This window comes from Pseudomonas sp. FG13 (genome assembly GCF_057809755.1).
Genome location: NZ_JBMDKO010000004.1, coordinates 152,646 through 169,047, shown reverse-complemented (window position 1 = coordinate 169,047; position 16,402 = coordinate 152,646). Strand labels below are relative to the sequence as shown.

Annotated in this window: 15 protein-coding genes; 3 read left to right on the top strand and 12 right to left on the bottom strand. The window is 46.6% G+C overall.

Annotation, left to right across the window (positions count from 1 at the left end):
- Positions 1 to 12: 12 nt before the first annotated feature.
- The 3 genes from ACODTO_RS05980 to rffA all read left to right on the top strand — a co-directional run bounded on the left by ACODTO_RS05980 (position 13) and on the right by rffA (position 2,567).
- A complete protein-coding gene (locus ACODTO_RS05980; RefSeq protein WP_175385960.1) occupies positions 13 to 255 on the top strand; it encodes an acyl carrier protein in 243 nt (80 codons plus the stop codon).
- A 129-nt stretch (positions 256 to 384) separates the two neighbouring features.
- Positions 385 to 1,347: a lysylphosphatidylglycerol synthase transmembrane domain-containing protein gene (locus tag ACODTO_RS05975; RefSeq protein ID WP_217510137.1), complete on the top strand. Its 963-nt coding sequence runs from the start codon at positions 385 to 387 to the stop codon at positions 1,345 to 1,347.
- A gap of 80 nt (positions 1,348 to 1,427) precedes the next feature.
- A complete protein-coding gene (gene rffA / locus ACODTO_RS05970; RefSeq protein WP_175385958.1) occupies positions 1,428 to 2,567 on the top strand; it encodes a dTDP-4-amino-4,6-dideoxygalactose transaminase in 1,140 nt (379 codons plus the stop codon).
- A gap of 274 nt (positions 2,568 to 2,841) precedes the next feature.
- On the opposite strand, the gene ACODTO_RS05965 is transcribed toward rffA, so the two are convergent.
- The 12 genes from ACODTO_RS05965 to ACODTO_RS05910 all read right to left on the bottom strand — a co-directional run bounded on the left by ACODTO_RS05965 (position 2,842) and on the right by ACODTO_RS05910 (position 16,358).
- Positions 2,842 to 3,174 (bottom strand): ComEA family DNA-binding protein, encoded by a 333-nt coding sequence (locus ACODTO_RS05965; RefSeq protein WP_139647080.1) that lies wholly within the window; start codon positions 3,172 to 3,174, stop codon positions 2,842 to 2,844.
- 113 nt (positions 3,175 to 3,287) lie between these two features.
- Entirely contained in the window at positions 3,288 to 5,282 is a 1,995-nt protein-coding gene (locus ACODTO_RS05960; RefSeq protein WP_175385957.1) for a polysaccharide biosynthesis protein, read from the bottom strand.
- Between the two features lie 279 nt (positions 5,283 to 5,561).
- A complete protein-coding gene (locus ACODTO_RS05955) occupies positions 5,562 to 6,740 on the bottom strand; it encodes a DegT/DnrJ/EryC1/StrS family aminotransferase (protein ID WP_175385956.1) in 1,179 nt (392 codons plus the stop codon).
- Positions 6,741 to 6,823: 83 nt separating this feature from the next.
- Positions 6,824 to 7,450: an acetyltransferase gene (locus ACODTO_RS05950; protein WP_139647086.1), complete on the bottom strand. Its 627-nt coding sequence runs from the start codon at positions 7,448 to 7,450 to the stop codon at positions 6,824 to 6,826.
- Positions 7,447 to 8,043 carry a sugar transferase gene (locus tag ACODTO_RS05945; RefSeq protein ID WP_139647088.1) on the bottom strand — a complete coding sequence of 199 codons (597 nt, stop codon included), beginning with the start codon at positions 8,041 to 8,043 and terminating at the stop codon, positions 7,447 to 7,449. The genes ACODTO_RS05950 and ACODTO_RS05945 overlap by 4 nt, the downstream gene beginning before the upstream one ends.
- A gap of 36 nt (positions 8,044 to 8,079) precedes the next feature.
- Positions 8,080 to 9,300 carry a glycosyltransferase family 4 protein gene (locus ACODTO_RS05940; RefSeq protein WP_175385954.1) on the bottom strand — a complete coding sequence of 407 codons (1,221 nt, stop codon included), beginning with the start codon at positions 9,298 to 9,300 and terminating at the stop codon, positions 8,080 to 8,082.
- 5 nt (positions 9,301 to 9,305) lie between these two features.
- Complete coding sequence (gene wecB, locus ACODTO_RS05935) at positions 9,306 to 10,436, bottom strand: non-hydrolyzing UDP-N-acetylglucosamine 2-epimerase (RefSeq protein WP_175385953.1); 1,131 nt, start codon at positions 10,434 to 10,436, stop codon at positions 9,306 to 9,308.
- A gap of 97 nt (positions 10,437 to 10,533) precedes the next feature.
- A complete protein-coding gene (wbjC, locus tag ACODTO_RS05930; protein ID WP_489106079.1) occupies positions 10,534 to 11,655 on the bottom strand; it encodes a UDP-2-acetamido-2,6-beta-L-arabino-hexul-4-ose reductase in 1,122 nt (373 codons plus the stop codon).
- Positions 11,656 to 11,658: 3 nt separating this feature from the next.
- Positions 11,659 to 12,696 (bottom strand): polysaccharide biosynthesis protein, encoded by a 1,038-nt coding sequence (locus tag ACODTO_RS05925; protein ID WP_175385951.1) that lies wholly within the window; start codon positions 12,694 to 12,696, stop codon positions 11,659 to 11,661.
- A 13-nt stretch (positions 12,697 to 12,709) separates the two neighbouring features.
- Entirely contained in the window at positions 12,710 to 13,912 is a 1,203-nt protein-coding gene (locus tag ACODTO_RS05920) for a glycosyltransferase family 4 protein (protein ID WP_489106078.1), read from the bottom strand.
- On the bottom strand, positions 13,912 to 15,078 hold the full coding sequence (locus tag ACODTO_RS05915) for an EpsG family protein (protein WP_175385949.1): 1,167 nt from the start codon (positions 15,076 to 15,078) through the stop codon (positions 13,912 to 13,914). Before ACODTO_RS05915 ends, ACODTO_RS05920 begins: the two co-directional genes overlap by 1 nt.
- Positions 15,078 to 16,358 (bottom strand): oligosaccharide flippase family protein, encoded by a 1,281-nt coding sequence (locus ACODTO_RS05910; RefSeq protein WP_489106077.1) that lies wholly within the window; start codon positions 16,356 to 16,358, stop codon positions 15,078 to 15,080. Before ACODTO_RS05910 ends, ACODTO_RS05915 begins: the two co-directional genes overlap by 1 nt.
- Positions 16,359 to 16,402: the final 44 nt, after the last annotated feature.

The window sequence follows — 16,402 nt, the reverse complement described above, 5'->3', positions numbered from 1 at the left end:
GAAATACTACCTATGTCCAAGACAAAAGAAAAAATCATCGAAATTATTGCCAAAACGAATGTTGTAGCTGACGCCTCGATGCTGCGCGATAACATTAACCTGGCCGATCAGGGGATTGATTCTATGGACATATTCACTATTATGCTAGCTATCCAAGATTATTATGAGATTCAGATACCTGACTCGGACATCGAGAGTCTTCTCAACATAAATGATCTGACCCACTACATAGAGTCAAAACAAGAACTGCAATAGTCATTACCGCGCAAGGGAGGAAACAAGTATGTACAACCTCCCCACCTTATGCTGTATTCAAACGCGACAGGATATCCCCCCATGTCTCAGCGCAGTGTTAGTCTCGCCCTTCAACTCTGAGCAGCTCATATGCCTGTGATGCTATTTAAAATGTCTATTGCCATTCTTCTCGGCGTATTTCTGGTGCAGACGTTCGACCTTAAACTAACCGCGCTAATCGGTGACATTACAGAATGGCATTACTTCATTCTGGCGGCTTGCATCCCAATAACACTAAGCTCATTTTTTTCCGCTAACCGCTGGCAGGTATTTTTACGCATTAACTCAATAGATGAAACTTTTGCAACTTTGTGGAAAATAAGCTTAATGTCTCAATTCCAAGGTCTGATTTTTCCATCGACGCAAGGAGGCGATGCTTTTCGTATATTTCACATCGAACGACGTCATCCAAATAAGCAAGGTTTGGCGGGCAGCACGGTAATCATTGAGCGCATGATGGGGCTATTGGTGTTATGTGCCTGTACTCTTTCAGCCCTACCTTTCTTACCTTCGTCCAAGGAATATACTTCACTTATCATCACTGTCGGCACTATTAGCAGTCTAGCGGTAGGCGTCCAATTTCTACTCATCAGCAAAAAAATCTATAGACTCTATAATCACTACACCGTTAAGAACGCAACCCTTTCTCGTTTGTTAAGGTATATACAGAACCTCCACGCAAGCATGGTAAACTTCCCCTATCGGCGGGCAGTTAGATCATCATTACTTTATATTTTTTGCTATCAGATTTCTCTGATATCAGTGGTGTATCTAGTATTTCGATCGTATGGCTATGATATTCCCTTCGTACAACATTTTGCGCTCTATCCTGTTATCGCGATCCTGACCATGATCCCGATAACCATAGGTGGCCTTGGGGTGCGGGAAGGTTTTTTTGTGTATTTCTATAGCCTACTGGGGGTACCTGCAAATATTGCTGTAGGCGCTTCGCTAGCAAATTACGCAATTATGGCGCTAATCCCATCCGCTTTCGGTGGAATCATTTACATATTGGATACTGTTCGGGAAAGTCGTCTCAGAAACAAAAAGTAGCGAAGCAGATTAATGAATCTCAGATCGTATCCACTCCTTAAATCGATCTGTTGGAGAAAACTATAACCGGGAGACATGCAGTGAGCGAATCTAAAATCCCCTTTAATCGCCCTTACATGACGGGAAAGGAACTTTACTATATCGCGGAAGCAAAGTTCCTCAACAAGCTCTCGGGCGATGGACCTTTTACTCGGCGCTGCCATCAGTGGCTGGAGCATTACAGCAGCAGCAACAAAGTACTTTTAACACACTCATGCACTGCAGCCTTGGAAATGTCCGCGCTACTGCTGGATATTCAACCTGGGGACGAAGTCATCATGCCGTCTTACACATTCGTTTCCACCGCTAATGCATTTGTGTTGCGCGGCGGGATACCAGTGTTTGTAGATATCAGAGAAGACACTTTAAATTTGGACGAAAGGTTGATTGAAGCCGCGATTACACCTCGCACCAAGGCAATCGTTGCGGTTCACTACGCCGGAGTCGCGTGTGAAATGGACACGATAATGGAGATCGCCCGTCGGCATGGTCTTCACGTGGTCGAAGATGCCGCGCAGGGAGTCATGTCCTCATATAAGGGAAGGGCCCTAGGCAGTATCGGGGACTTAGGGGCATACAGCTTCCATGAAACCAAGAACGTGATTTCCGGTGAAGGAGGCGCGCTATTGGTTAATGATCCGTCCATGTCGTTACGCGCGGAGATCATCCGAGAGAAAGGTACGGACCGAAGTCGCTTTTTCAGGGGTGAGGTTGACAAGTACACCTGGCAAGAGGTTGGCTCCTCGTATCTACCAGGTGAGTTGACCGCTGCTTTTCTTTGGGCACAGTTGGAAGAAGCACAGTCGATTACACAAAACCGCCTGGATAGCTGGAACTACTATCACCAAGCACTCGAAGGACTCGAATCGTTAGGCGCGTTACGTCGCCCGATCATTCCGGCAAATTGCACGCACAATGCGCACATGTATTATGTTTTGCTTGCTCCCGGCATCGACCGTCAACGCACGATTGATAAGCTTAAGCACGACAATATTTACTCGGTGTTCCACTACGTGCCGTTGCACTCCTCACCAGCAGGAGTTCGTTACGGACGCAGCCATGGCACGATGACAAATACTGACAGCCTATCGGAACGCTTGATCCGCCTACCGCTGTGGATTGGGCTGACCAAGGAGCAGTTGACGGGCATCGTCGACTCACTAGAACACGCGGTTTCTTGAAGAGCGCCACGCGCCGTGTGGCTTTTCTGCAATCGCAAAGGTACGAAGACAGAATCGATAGATTGAGGTCAGGAGAAACGCAATGACCTCATCCTGTTGAACGCCGAGTCATCAGACTGGCCCTGGAAAGAAATGGGGAGTACAGCAGTCGAGGTCACAGCGTAGCTGTGAAAGTGGGGTTCATGGAGCGCTTACCAAGATCGCGCCTACGTTGGGCCGACATGCAAAAAAGCCGGTCGTCAAGACCGGCTTTTTTCGCTAGGGCAGTTGTATCTCAATTCACCTCCAGCTTGTCGCGATTCCTGTCTACAATGGCCTTGCCAATTCCTTTAACCTCAAGCAACTCTTCTACCGATGAAAACGGTCCATTACTTTCGCGATAAGCAACAATCGCGTCAGCCTTCGCCTTGCCAACCCCCGCAAGCTCTCGTTGCAGGGTCGCGGCGTCAGCACTGTTAAGATCGATTGTCCCGGGAACAGACGCTGCCGCTTGTGTGACTAGCGGTGACGACACAGCTTCCGGATTGGCGGCCGGTGCGGCGATAACAGCTATTGAAGCGCTGGTCAGAAGGGCAAAAACCAAGGAGGAGAAATAGCTTGTACGCATTAATGAAGCTCCATGACATAGTTAAGAAAGTAGCAGCTCTCCGAAGCTGCTTCCTAAACCTAGGCGAGAATGGGGCGCTGTCAAAAATACGTACGTTACAATCTGTGTAACAATCAGGGTTCGACGCGGCGTTGTTGATAAATCCAGTCCACGATTTCACCCTCAGGAGCATAGCCACTGACTGTATCTCGCAAGAGTTGACGGACTCGAGCGTAATCGTATTGATCGATAGCCGTCAGCAATTCCTCCAGCTTTACCTTGAGCACATCCCATGAAAGGTAGTTTTCCGTGGCCCTCATGATCATTGGGTGTTGCGTCGCCTCGACGTTATCCCCAATCAACAACTCCTCATATAGCTTCTCACCTGGGCGAAGCCCTGTGAACTGGATAGCGATATCTCCATGAGGATTTTTTTCAGATCGTACACTTAGCCCCGACAGATGAATCATCTTTTCCGCCAGTTCCACTATTTTTACCGGCTCGCCCATATCGAGAACAAAAACATCTCCTCCCTGCCCCATTGATCCGGCCTGGATGACAAGCTGAGAAGCCTCAGGAATCGTCATGAAATAGCGAGTGATTTTTGGGTGAGTGACCGTCAATGGGCCGCCAGATTTGATCTGCTTATGGAAAAGAGGAATAACCGAGCCGGACGACCCCAATACGTTGCCGAACCTGACCATAGTGAAGCGGGTTTTGTTGACTCTGGAGACACAAGTTCTATCGCCAAACAACACTGGCGCCTTTTCGCAACTAAGTGCTTGTAGAGTCAACTCGGCAAGCCGTTTGGTACTGCCCATTACATTCGTAGGGCGCACAGCCTTATCAGTGGATATCAGGACAAAATTTTCGACCCCTGCCTGCAACGCGGCTTGAGCCGTATATAACGTTCCAATTACGTTATTCAACACCCCTTCCGCGATATTATGCTCGACCATAGGGACGTGTTTATAGGCGGCTGCGTGGTAAACCGTATTCACCCTCCAAGTTTTCATCACATCCAACAGTTTTTCCTGATTTCGCACAGATCCGAGGATAGGAAATAAGCGAACATTCAGCGACTCACGTTCGACACGCTGCTCTAACTCCGAAAGAATACTGTAAAGATTAAATTCGCTATGCTCAAAAAGAATAAGCGTCTTCGGATTCAATAGTAATATCTGCCGGCATAGTTCGGAACCGATTGAGCCACCGGCACCAGTAACTAATACCGACTGATCTGTGATGCAGCGCTGCAATAAACTCCTTAACGCCGGCACCGCATCTCGGCCCAGCAGGTCTGCTATATCAACTTCCTGAATATCATCAACTTTAACACGACCGCTGGCGAGGTCCATGAAGCCAGGAACACTACGGACATGAAGGGGAAACCCTTCCAAAAAACCAAGTATCTCCCGCCGACGCCCCCGTGTGGCGGAGGGTATCGCGAGCAATATTTCCTGCGCTCCCGTCTCTTCAATCATCTGTTCTATGTGTTTGGGCTTGTAAACTTGCAGTCCAGAAATAACTCGATCAGCAATACTGCTGTCATCATCAATAAAAGCGACAGGACGCATCACACGTCCCATTCGTAATGCTGCAACTAATTGATTTCCTGCAGCTCCCGCACCGAAGATTGCAACTCTTGGCAGTCCGTCATCCCGGTTAGCGAACGGCACATGTTGCGCGGCGGCGAACCAATCCCCCAGAAAATATTGACGCATGGCCAGCCGCAATCCGCCAACCATTATTAAACTCAGCCACCAATAATTAAAAATTATGGACCGCGGCACGATATTCTGATGATTGCTATACCAATATAGAACCAAGCCCAGAACCAATGATGAAAGGGTCACGGCTTTAATAATGGCGACAAGCGCGTCATTACCAAAATAGCGCATTACCGCACGATACATACCAAAGCGTATAAACAGAGGGATGGCAACTACCGGAGCACTCAGAAACAACCAAGTATGAGCGACAAGCGGATTGACCATATCATCAAGGCCAAGGCGAACCAAAAAGGAAAGCCACAATGCGACCCATACCAGAACGACGTCAGTGGACACTTGAATAAGCCGTTTATGACGACGTGGCAGGCCCAGCAAAAATGTGCGTAACTTATCCATAACCCTGTCGAACACCTCGAAAACGCCCCTATTGATTATCTGTCACGAGCATACTTCTCCTAGCGTACCCGTCACGCCATGGATCCTGTTAGCAAAGTAAAGCGAAAATACAACACGCTTCGTAAACTCCGCGTCAGTCGATGTATTTACTCACCATCGATAATGAATGATTCGATGGGATAGATCCCTTCCTCAACTACCTTAGCAAATCGCCAGCATCTCGAACCAATAGGCTTCCGAGGCGAATACGGCGATTCAGATCAAGCTTCGGCTGGATCCTCAGCACTTACAAGCTTGTTGCAGCACTATCCGCATCACTTCGCATGTTTTTTGGATCTCCATATCAGTAAGCGTTGGATGCACCAGGAACATCAGGCTAGTCTCGCCCAGTTCCCTGGCCACAGGCAGCCGTACCTCAGGCCGCCACCCCGTGTCGTCAAAAGCTTTCTCTAGATAGACTTCAGAGCAAGAGCCTGAAAAGCATGGCACGCCCAGAGCATTGATTTCGGCAATGATACGGTCACGATTCCAATCGGACTTCAACTGCTGCGGCTCTACAAAGACATAGCATTTATAAGCAGCATGGACATGATCCTCAGGAACAGCGGGCACCCGTAAACCTTTCAACTCCCGGGCATGCGACCAGATACGCTCAGCATTACGGATCCGGCTGTCGTGCCATTCCTGCATGCGACGAAGCTGTATCCGCCCCACGACGGCCTGCAATTCCAGCATACGCCAATTCGTACCAAAGCTCTCATGTAACCAGCGGAATCCTGGTTGATGCTCACGTTCGTAGATCGCATTCCAACTCTTGCCATGATCCTTGTATGACCACATTTTCAACCAAAGGTCTCGATCATTCGTCGTGACCATCCCACCTTCACCGCCGGTGGTCATGATCTTGTCCTGGCAGAATGACCAAGCTCCTATATGACCAATGGAACCAACAGCCCGCCCCTTATACCTAGCACCGTGTGCTTGAGCGCAGTCTTCGATTACCTTGAGACCATGAAGGGAGGCGAGCTCCATGATCGGATCCATATCACAAGGCCACCCAGCAAGATGAACACAGATTATTCCCCGGGTCCGAGGCGTCAACACCGACTGGATAGTCTCTGCCGTTATGTTCTGGGTATCCCGATCCACCTCGGCGAAAATGGGAACAGCCCCGGCATTGACGATGCTGGAAACTGAAGCAAGAAAGGTTCGAGGGGTGACGATGACCTCGTCTCCAGGGCCAATATCAAGAGCCTTCAAAGCGAGATCAAGCGCAACGGTGCCGTTCGTCAGGGCGACAGCGTGCGCTGTGCCAGTCCATGCGGCGAACTCCTTCTCAAACTCGCGACACTCTTGTCCGGTCCAGTAGTTGACCTTATTGGACAAAACTACGTCACGAACGGCATTGGCCTCTTCCTCTGTGAACGAAGGCCAAGGAGAAAATGGAGTATTCAACACGTTTTTTACCTGTCATCCAGAATTAATAAAGAATCGTCGAAAACTCAAACGGCCAGTCCGTCTTGCGGATTCATTGGTAAAGCTCAGGGGCTGACAATCTCACGAGCGGGTGTCCCTACCACTGTCATGTTATCAGATATATCGCACACCACCGTGGAGCCTGCTCCCACCGTTACGTTAACGCCGATGCTGAGCACCTGCCTGACACTCGCTCCGATACCAATCCAGCTTCCATCACCGACGCTTACGGCCCCCGCCAGTCGAGCGCCTGGACTGACATGCACACATAAACCAAGAACGCAGTCGTGATCGACACTACAGCCGGTGTTCAGGATCGCTCCTCCACCAACAGAGGCGTAGGCATTGACTACCGCAGATGCGAATACGACGCTTCCAGGACCGATGTTAGCGTATCGACTTACAGTGGACGAAGGATGCACCAGTACTGGCAGTCTCGCACCAGAAGCTTTTAGCTCGTCAATTTTATTCCGCCGAATACGGTTGTTGCCAATAGCCACCAGTACACCGTCGAACTCCTCCACGCGAGCAACTAGATCTTCGGTGTTACCAACTACCGGCCATACCCCGATGGAACTGACGCTTGGCCACGCATCGTCAAAGAACTCGATAGCTTGCCATCCGCAGCACTCTGCAGTGTCGGCGACAACCTTCCCATGGCCACTCGCCCCAAGAATCGCCAACCTCTTCATTTCTTCGAACCCGTGAACCTAGGCATTGTAACTTCGCCCTCAGCACTGATTCCGTCGCGGATCAATACCTTCTTTACCGTGAGGAAGATGATTTTAAGATCAAGCCACAATGACTGATTTTCTACATACCAAACATCAAGCTGAAATTTTTCGTCCCAAGACAACGCATTTCGACCGTTTATTTGAGCCCAACCGGTCACGCCTGGACGTACATCGTGCCTACGGACTTGCATCTCATCGTACAGAGGCAGATATTCCATCAGCAGCGGACGTGGCCCAACCAGGCTCATATCTCCCTTGATCACGTTCCAGAGCTCAGGCAACTCATCCAGACTACTCGACCGAAGAAATCTGCCAAAGTCTGTCATACGTTCAGAATCAGGTAGCGGATGACCTTTGGCATCCATGGCATCTCGCATAGTACGAAATTTCACCATCTCAAAAGGTATACCTCCGAGACCGGGCCTCACTTGACGAAACAGAATCGGTGATCCTAATCGCTTGTGAATCAAGTACGCGATGATCGCTATCACGGGAGACAAGACAATCAATCCGGCCAGGGAGGCCACAATATCGAAGACACGTTTTAACATCGGAGCTCCACGGAAAAACAGCTTACTATTCAGATTCTATTTCGATAATCGCCTGAAGTGCGCCGCAAAACGCTCAACACCTACCTGCAAGGACAGCTCCTTACGATAAAACGCCTGTCCATTTTCAGCCATCAGAGCACGCCCCTCCTCGGAAACTTCCATCAACGCAATGATAGCCTCAGCAAGCGCCCGGGGATTGTCTGACTCACTGACAACACCACAACCAGCAACGCGTATGAGGTCAGCCGCATCACCTTCCACAGCCATCAATATTGGCTTCCCAGCCGCCATATATGCCTGGGTTTTGGAAGGAATGGTGATCCTGAACAACGGATCTTTCTTCAAATGCACAAGCAATGCATCAGCGCCGGCTAAATAAGCACCCACTTCAGACATGGGAACGCCTGGCAGAAAAAAAATATCCTGCAGCGTTTGCCTTTCGACAAGTGCCTCCAACCTTGAGGCCTCTACTCCGCCACCAAGAAAAATAAACGCCACTTGTTTGTTATTTTTTCGCAGTAACTGAGCAGCTTCAATAACTGTATCCAGCGACTGTGCCTTGCCCATATTTCCAGCAAATAATATTCGAAATTTAGTGGTCTCTGGAAATTGATCAGGAAGGCTTACCGAACTAGAACTAACCAAGTCCTCTGCACACCAGTTGTATATCACATCGATTTTTTGCTTAGGCACCCCCCGCTCAATTAGCAAGCGTTTGAACCCTGGCGACAACACCACGATCTGATCCACATGTCGATAAACCCAACTGCACACGCTTGAGACAATTTTCAGGAGCTTCTCGCTGGAGAACATTCCCGTAGCTCTGAGCGTATCTGGCCACATATCCTGAATGTCGTATACCACCGGTACTCGCCGAAAAAAACGAATAAACGCCGCTGCAATTCCGACCGTCAGCGGAGGATGGTAAGCATAAATGACATCAGGCTTCTTTGCGCGAAGAAGACCATAGAACAGGGCGCTGGCTGCAAAACTAACATAGTTTAGCAACCGCCCAATACCACTCTGCCCATGGCTAGGATAGAGCGGCACACGCGTTATATGGATACCGTCAACAACCTCTCGTTGAAGCACTTTAATTTTATAGCCAGGATACAACTCCCCCCCTGGATAATTGGGAAACCCGGTGACAACTTCAACTTCAAAGCCCTGCGCAACCAACTCACGAGCAAAAACCAGTCCTTTGAAAGTCGGCTCAGGATCAAACCACTGCGTGAGCAGAAGCACACGAATAGTCATGCGTATTAATACCTTCTCCAGACGGTCCGCATAACGTAGTCACGGTAGCTATGTATGATACGCACTACTTTCTCTGCTACATTTGGCATACTGTAGTCTGAAACAAGCCGCATGCTGCGCTCCGCACCGCGACTTTGTTCTTCCAGTACGTATAAGCCCTGCATCACACGCTCGATTTCCAGGCCTACCATCATTACAGCAGCTTCCTCCATCCCCTCAGGACGCTCATGCGCCTCCCGAATATTCAACGCCGGGAAGTTAAGAATAGAGGACTCTTCGTTGATGGTGCCACTGTCGGACAGAACCGCCTTGGACTCCAACTGTAACTTGTTATAATCCTTGAAACCGAGTGGCTTGAGTAGCTGGACATTTGAATGAAACTTTACGCCGAGTTCATCAACTCGTTTTTTTGTACGCGGATGCGTGGAGACAATAACCGGATATCCATAATGCTCAGCAACGCCATTAAGAGTTTCGACCAGCTTGCCGAAATTCTTATCCGAATCAATATTTTCCTCGCGATGTGCACTGACTACGAAAAACTTGCCCTTTTCCAAGCCAAGGCGAGAAAGAACATCTGACTCCTCAATACCCTCACGATAATAATTTAACACCTCAAACATAGGACTACCGGTTTTTATAACCATATCAGGCGAGAGCCCCTCCCGAAGGAGATAATCACGTGCAATCGTACTGTAAGTCAGATTAATATCGGCAGTATGGTCGACAATTCGACGATTGATTTCTTCAGGTACACGCATGTCAAAGCAACGATTACCGGCTTCCATATGAAATGTCGGAATTTTCCGTCGTTTTGCCGGAATCACGGCCATACAACTATTTGTATCCCCCAATACCAACAGAGCTTCAGGCAACACCTCAGACAGAAGTCGGTCGACACCAATGATCACATTACCTATTGTTTCGGCCCCGCTTGCACCCGCAGCGTTCAAAAAGTGATCAGGCTTTCGGATACCTAGATCCTGGAAAAAAATCTCGTTCAATTCGTAATCATAATTTTGCCCAGTGTGAACAAGAATATGATCACAATACTGATCCAAGGCAGCCATCACACGCGACAAACGAATGATCTCTGGACGGGTCCCTACGACAGTTACAACCTTTAATTTTTTCATTTCAGAAACCACACTGAATAATAATTAAACAACCATGAATCCATCGAGACCACAATAAATCAACGAATCCAAGCTGAAACTCTTATAATTAAAAGCCTCATTGAATAGACGTAGCTACTGGACGAGTGTAGGTATCCGGGAGCTCGCGATCAAAAATTTCATTGGCCCAAAGCATGACTATCATCTCCTCCCCCCCCACATTCGTGATGTCGTGAGTCCATCCCGGAACAGTTTCCACTATTTCCGGTTTTTCACCCGATGTGAATAACTCGTAAAACTCACCGGAAACAATATGGCGAAATCGAAAACAAGCCGTACCTTTAATCACCAGAAATTTTTCAGTTTTCGAATGATGATAATGCCCACCGCGAGTGATTCCAGGATGGGCTGTAAAGTACGAGAACTGACCGCTATCAGCCGTTTTCAGCATCTCAACAAATACACCCCGAGAATCTCCATACTTGGGAACTTCATAAGTAAAGCGATCCGGGGAAAGATAACTAACGTAGGTAGAGTAAAGAGCCCTTATCAACCCTTTCCCCACGGGCTCAGTAATTAACGTATCTCGACTATCACGAAATGCCTCCAGCTGCTTTGCCAGTGCACCCACACTAATAGTGTACGTAGGCTCCACGGTAGCAAAGCGCTCAGATGAAAGCAGCCCATCCATCGCGGCAATGAAGTGTCTGATAACATCATCTATATAGACAAGATCAATTTTCGCCTGAGCATCGTGAATCTGTATTGGCAAGCCCTGAACAGTATTATGACAAAACGTAGCAACAGCAGAGTTATAGTTAGGACGTGCCCACTTACCAAAAACATTTGGCAGTCTGAATACGTAGACCTTTATACCGTAATTATCGGCAAGTTCGGTCAACGCCGCTTCAGCTCCGCGCTTACTATTACCGTAAGCATTGTCCAGCTCGGCCTGACTAGAAGAGGTATAAAGGACAGGAATCGAACGACCACTTAGCGCTACAGCATCACAAATTGCGCGAGTTAAGTCGGTGTTACCAGCATTGAACTCTTCCGGATTCTGCGGACGATTAACACCCGCCAAATGGAATACAAAATCCACTTGCGTGAGCAAGCTAGGTAATTGAGCAACGTCATCCTCTCGAGTAAATCGCAGGATTTCTACGTCGCTGCGCTCACCTAGGTGCGCTATGAGATTCTTACCGATAAATCCGTTGGAGCCGGTAATTAGCACCTTCATTTCCTACTCCTCAGGTGTTGCTTGTTCACCGCGTTGAATTGCGCGCATGAAATCAAGCTTAAGCAATAGCTCTTTCATACCCTCCACATCCAACTGAGTAGTGTTATGGGAGTTGTAATCTTCCGAATGAGATATTTTTTCTTCACCTTCCTCTACGAATTTTGAGTAGTTCAAATCACGCAGATCAGGCGGTACTCGGAAATAATCACCGCGATCTTCGGCACAAGCCATCTCCTCCCGACTCAGCAATGCTTCGTAAAGCTTCTCACCATGCCGAGTACCAATGACTTGGATCGGATGCTCTGGAACTTTAAGCATCTGCGTTAACGCCCTGGCAAGCGTTTCCACCGTCGCGGCTGGTGCTTTCTGTACGAACATATCGCCATTGTTACCATGCTGAAAAGCATACAACACTAAGTCCACCGCATCGGCCAACGTCATCATGAAGCGGGTCATGCTCGGATCGGTTAGGGTCAAAGGCTTCCCATCACGAATCTGCTGAATGAACAAAGGTATCACTGAGCCGCGTGATGCCATTACATTCCCATAACGCGTTCCACAAATCACTGTATTATTATCATTCCGTGATTTTGCAACCATCACCTTTTCCATCATCGCCTTGGAGATGCCCATTGCGTTGATTGGATAAACGGCTTTATCAGTGCTGAGGCAAACGACGCGCTTCGCATTATTTTGAATTGCTGCCTCAAGCACATTATCCGTGCCCAATACGTTCGTCTTAACGGCTTCCATAGGATGAAATTCGCAAGAAGGCACTTGTTTCAAGGCTGCCGCATGAAATATGTAGTCTACGCCGCGAGTAGCGTTAAGGACGCTTTGAAAATCCCTAACATCACCAATATAAAATTTTAATTTATTATTGACATACTTTTTACGCATATCATCTTGCTTTTTCTCATCCCTGCTAAACACACGTATTTCTTTGATGTCGGTATCCAGGAATCGCTTGAGCACTGCGTTTCCGAAGGAACCTGTCCCTCCGGTAATTAAAAGCGTAGAGTCCTTGAACGAAATAGCCATAAAACAACCCCTTTTACAATAATGAAATAATGATACTTCTCGCGTTTTCTACGCTCAAGTTTTTTTCATAATAATGTCGACCGTTCCTGCCTAGCTCAGTGCAGAGGACTGAATTCTCAATCAGCAAATCCAGCTTTGCCTTCAGCGCCGCCGCATCACCAGCCGCAACAGCATAGCCACCGCGAACGTCGTTTTCCAATATATCGCCAAAATCCGTCACCGAATCCAGGGACGCCAGAATCGGCAACGAAACTTTGAAGTAATCAAGAGATTTAGATGGAAAACTGGGCACCGTTAACTTCCCAGACAATGATATCAGTCCGACATCACACGACTGCACTACGTGTTCATATTCTTCACGGGGAATATAATCAATAAATATAATATTTTGCAACCCACGAGTCGCAACCGCTTTTTGCAGCCTCTCTTTTTCAGTGCCTTTACCAATAAAAACGAAAGTCACCTCATCTTTTGAATACATCGCAGCTAAGTCAAGAATATTTTCCAGCTCTTGTACGATGGACATCGCACCACCGTATATCGCAATAAACCCCTCAGATGGCAAATTATACTTTTCCCTCACCTCAGCTTTATCAACTGGTTCAACATCCTTGATTTTTGCCCAGATAGGTAAAAGTTTTACTTTATCTCTTGCGACGGAAGGAAAATTATCAAAAAGAAATCGGGCATTCCCTTCTGTCATACAGCCAATTCGATCAAAACTGATATACATCAATTCTTCGAGATATCGAAAAAAACCGAAGAAAAGCTTATTTCTGATCGCGCCGAGATCTTTCAAATAGAAAGGAAAAAAATCCCACAACACAAGAAAGCTTTTAGAGCCATATTTCTTCCTAAAAAATTTGGCCATTCCTAAAATCGTTACGCACGGCGTGTTCGCTATAAGCAAATCGCAGCATTTAACTTCTTTGGCTATTTTATATCTTGCCAGGAAGGGAAATATGAATATTTTCAACGCCGTCCCAATGACGCCGGAATTATAAAATATAGCTGGAAGCTTGACTCTAATTACCTTGATTCCATCGATAATTTTTGTAACCGTTTTTGGCTCATTTTTTAGCCAAGAGAAAACGACGACAGTAACGTCGTTTCCTTCTTCGTTCATGGAGTAGGCTAGCTCGTTGGTGAGCCAAGCGTCTTTTTTGTCGTCAGCATACTTCGTGGTAAGCAGTACAATTTCTTTACGCAGGCTCATTATTTGGACCACAGCTCGTCAAGTTGATTGAGTAGGTTATTTGTTCTCTCTTGCCCCGTCGAATTGCGCTCATCATAAAACAACTGACTCTGGTAAGGAATATAAACAATAGAAAGTGGACTCGAGAGGAATCGATAAAATGGCAAATATGCGACTACTGCAATTACAAAAACCGCAACTAGTCGACTTCTAAAATTTAAACACAACAATATATTCATTGCAGCACCAATTAAAAAAACTGCGAAAAAATACTGATATCTAGTAGATAGCGTAGGGAACCCGAATATTATCAAAGGAATAAGCAGACCTGCAAACGCCAAACGATAGAGCACCGGAGAAGCTAATTGATTTATATTGTTCTGAGCGCCACTATTACCCCACGCCAAGTAAATACTTGAAAAAACCACAACTGAAACTAAGACATAGGCTGCACGATAGGCAAAGGAAGCATTAAATACATCCCTATCCAAATAGATCATGTACTTGGGATTCACATAAACTATAAGTATTTCTACAGCGCCACGGATAAGATCCACTGAAGATAAGTACAGAGCTACGGAGATTAGGAAAACGATTAGAAACGTCGCTCGACTTATAGGAAACCAATAAATCAGCAGCAACAGCAGCACGCCGCCCAATACCGAGTAATGTATAGAGGCTGCGATGACAAACAATAAAAATGCGAGAGACCGCCTTTCCGACAAGAATTTATTTACCCCAAGCAAAAAGATACTAACCGCCAACCCCTGTCTAATCAGGGAGAATGTAGGGATCAAATAAAAGTCAGGAATAGAATACATTACAGCCAACACTAGCAAACAATGCCTGGGAAAAACATTCCTTACTACGATCGATATGAATACAACCTCTATAATAGAAACCAAAGCAGAGAAATGCTCAAACGGCAAATCGAGAAACGCTGACGCATGAACAAGCCACTCATATCCAAATTCAAAATCCAGATAAAATTCTTCACCGCTTCGTATTGCATTGTAATGCGATTCATAGATAGGCCAGTCATAGCCTGTCTGAAATTTTAGACCAACAAACAAAGACAGCAACGTCACTTGGAATGCGTATATCACCACCGACGGAAAAGTTGTCTTTTTCAATGACAACAGGGCCAACATCCAAATCAGTGCGTATATAATGTTATACTGCATCATCACGCGACTGCCACTACAGATGCGGTTTTATTTCGGCTGATAAAAAACCATAGTAGCGCTAACAATAGCGAAACTAAGCCTTGCAGAACGTAGCCGTAAGCCATTCTTTCAAGTCCATACAGCCTGTAGAAAAAAATACACGACGCCAAATACAATGATGCCGTAATCACCTCATAGACGAGATAAGCTCGAACGCGCTGTTTGGCGAGCATTACATAAAGAAATATCCATCCCAAACATTTTAGCCCATCCCCCATGACATATATTTTCAATACATCTGCAGAGACTGCGAAAGCCTCACCATAAATCAACCAGACAATAAAACCTGCCAACTGACCAACCACAAGAACCAGGAGAAGCCCAAAAACTATCGCAACTACTGCCGTTCGCCAAACAAAGCTATCCAGAACTCTTCCTTCCATCGAACTATACTTTGGCAGTAAAAGAGTAGAAAACAACACACTACATATACCCATATAAATATCTGACAAACGTGTTGCTGCATACCATAGCCCAGACTCAGCCATCGTGCTGTTAGTTGCAATATAGTTCCTCAGAAAAATTTGCCCTCCATATACAACCACTGCGGACCCCAACGCCATGAAGGAATAAGAGACCAACACCTTCAGTATCTCACCATCAATTTTTTTTAAGACACTTCCAACTCGTGGCAGGCGAAATCTTTCTGGCAAAAACAAAATGCATACACCAGCGATAGCTGGCGCTACTACTATAGAGTAAATCGCCCCAACCTTTCCAAGGTAAAATGAAATAGCACAAGTTGAAAGCGCGGTTACAAAAGCAGTAATCATTGAGTACCAAAAATACTCAGTATATTTCTGCACACCATTAAAATATGAAACAAATAGATTATTCAACCCTATAAAAAACCCTCCCAGCGGCAGCAGTATAAGCACTACAAACCAATCCCCTTGTAGAAAATAGTTTGCTAGTTGCCTACCTGAGAGAAGCAAGATAAAAAAACAAATAAAACTTAAGGAAATCAACAAAAACGCAGAAGTCCGCACCACCTTTTCTTTAGGGTGCTTATCTTCTGCAATTAGCTTTACCACACCAGTTGTAGTAACTGACGAAACACCAGCACTTAACACTTGAAGAAAGGATTGGACCTGTCCAACTACAGCCATTCCACTGGGCCCAACATAAAATGCAACAACCTTTAGTGAGGCGACAGAAAACATCAACTTAAATACAGCCTGAACGGCAATATTTATAATCGACCGAAGCATTCCCTTTCTTATTGCCGTACTGCCAACCATAGCGTAACACCTAACACAAGCGACATAAAAACCATAACAACATA

What these genes read in the sequence shown, in the direction of transcription:
- ACODTO_RS05980 (WP_175385960.1), top strand. Translation starts at nt 13, where the DNA reads ATGTCCAAGACAAAAGAAAAAATCATCGAAATTATTGCCAAAACGAAT.
- ACODTO_RS05975 (WP_217510137.1), top strand. Translation starts at nt 385, where the DNA reads ATGCCTGTGATGCTATTTAAAATGTCTATTGCCATTCTTCTCGGCGTA.
- ACODTO_RS05965 (WP_139647080.1), bottom strand. Translation starts at nt 3,174, where the DNA reads ATGCGTACAAGCTATTTCTCCTCCTTGGTTTTTGCCCTTCTGACCAGC.
- ACODTO_RS05960 (WP_175385957.1), bottom strand. Translation starts at nt 5,282, where the DNA reads ATGGATAAGTTACGCACATTTTTGCTGGGCCTGCCACGTCGTCATAAA.
- ACODTO_RS05950 (WP_139647086.1), bottom strand. Translation starts at nt 7,450, where the DNA reads ATGAAGAGGTTGGCGATTCTTGGGGCGAGTGGCCATGGGAAGGTTGTC.
- ACODTO_RS05945 (WP_139647088.1), bottom strand. Translation starts at nt 8,043, where the DNA reads ATGTTAAAACGTGTCTTCGATATTGTGGCCTCCCTGGCCGGATTGATT.
- ACODTO_RS05940 (WP_175385954.1), bottom strand. Translation starts at nt 9,300, where the DNA reads ATGACTATTCGTGTGCTTCTGCTCACGCAGTGGTTTGATCCTGAGCCG.
- wecB (WP_175385953.1), bottom strand. Translation starts at nt 10,436, where the DNA reads ATGAAAAAATTAAAGGTTGTAACTGTCGTAGGGACCCGTCCAGAGATC.
- wbjC (WP_489106079.1), bottom strand. Translation starts at nt 11,655, where the DNA reads ATGAAGGTGCTAATTACCGGCTCCAACGGATTTATCGGTAAGAATCTC.
- ACODTO_RS05925 (WP_175385951.1), bottom strand. Translation starts at nt 12,696, where the DNA reads ATGGCTATTTCGTTCAAGGACTCTACGCTTTTAATTACCGGAGGGACA.
- ACODTO_RS05920 (WP_489106078.1), bottom strand. Translation starts at nt 13,912, where the DNA reads ATGAGCCTGCGTAAAGAAATTGTACTGCTTACCACGAAGTATGCTGAC.
- ACODTO_RS05915 (WP_175385949.1), bottom strand. Translation starts at nt 15,078, where the DNA reads ATGATGCAGTATAACATTATATACGCACTGATTTGGATGTTGGCCCTG.
- ACODTO_RS05910 (WP_489106077.1), bottom strand. Translation starts at nt 16,358, where the DNA reads ATGGTTGGCAGTACGGCAATAAGAAAGGGAATGCTTCGGTCGATTATA.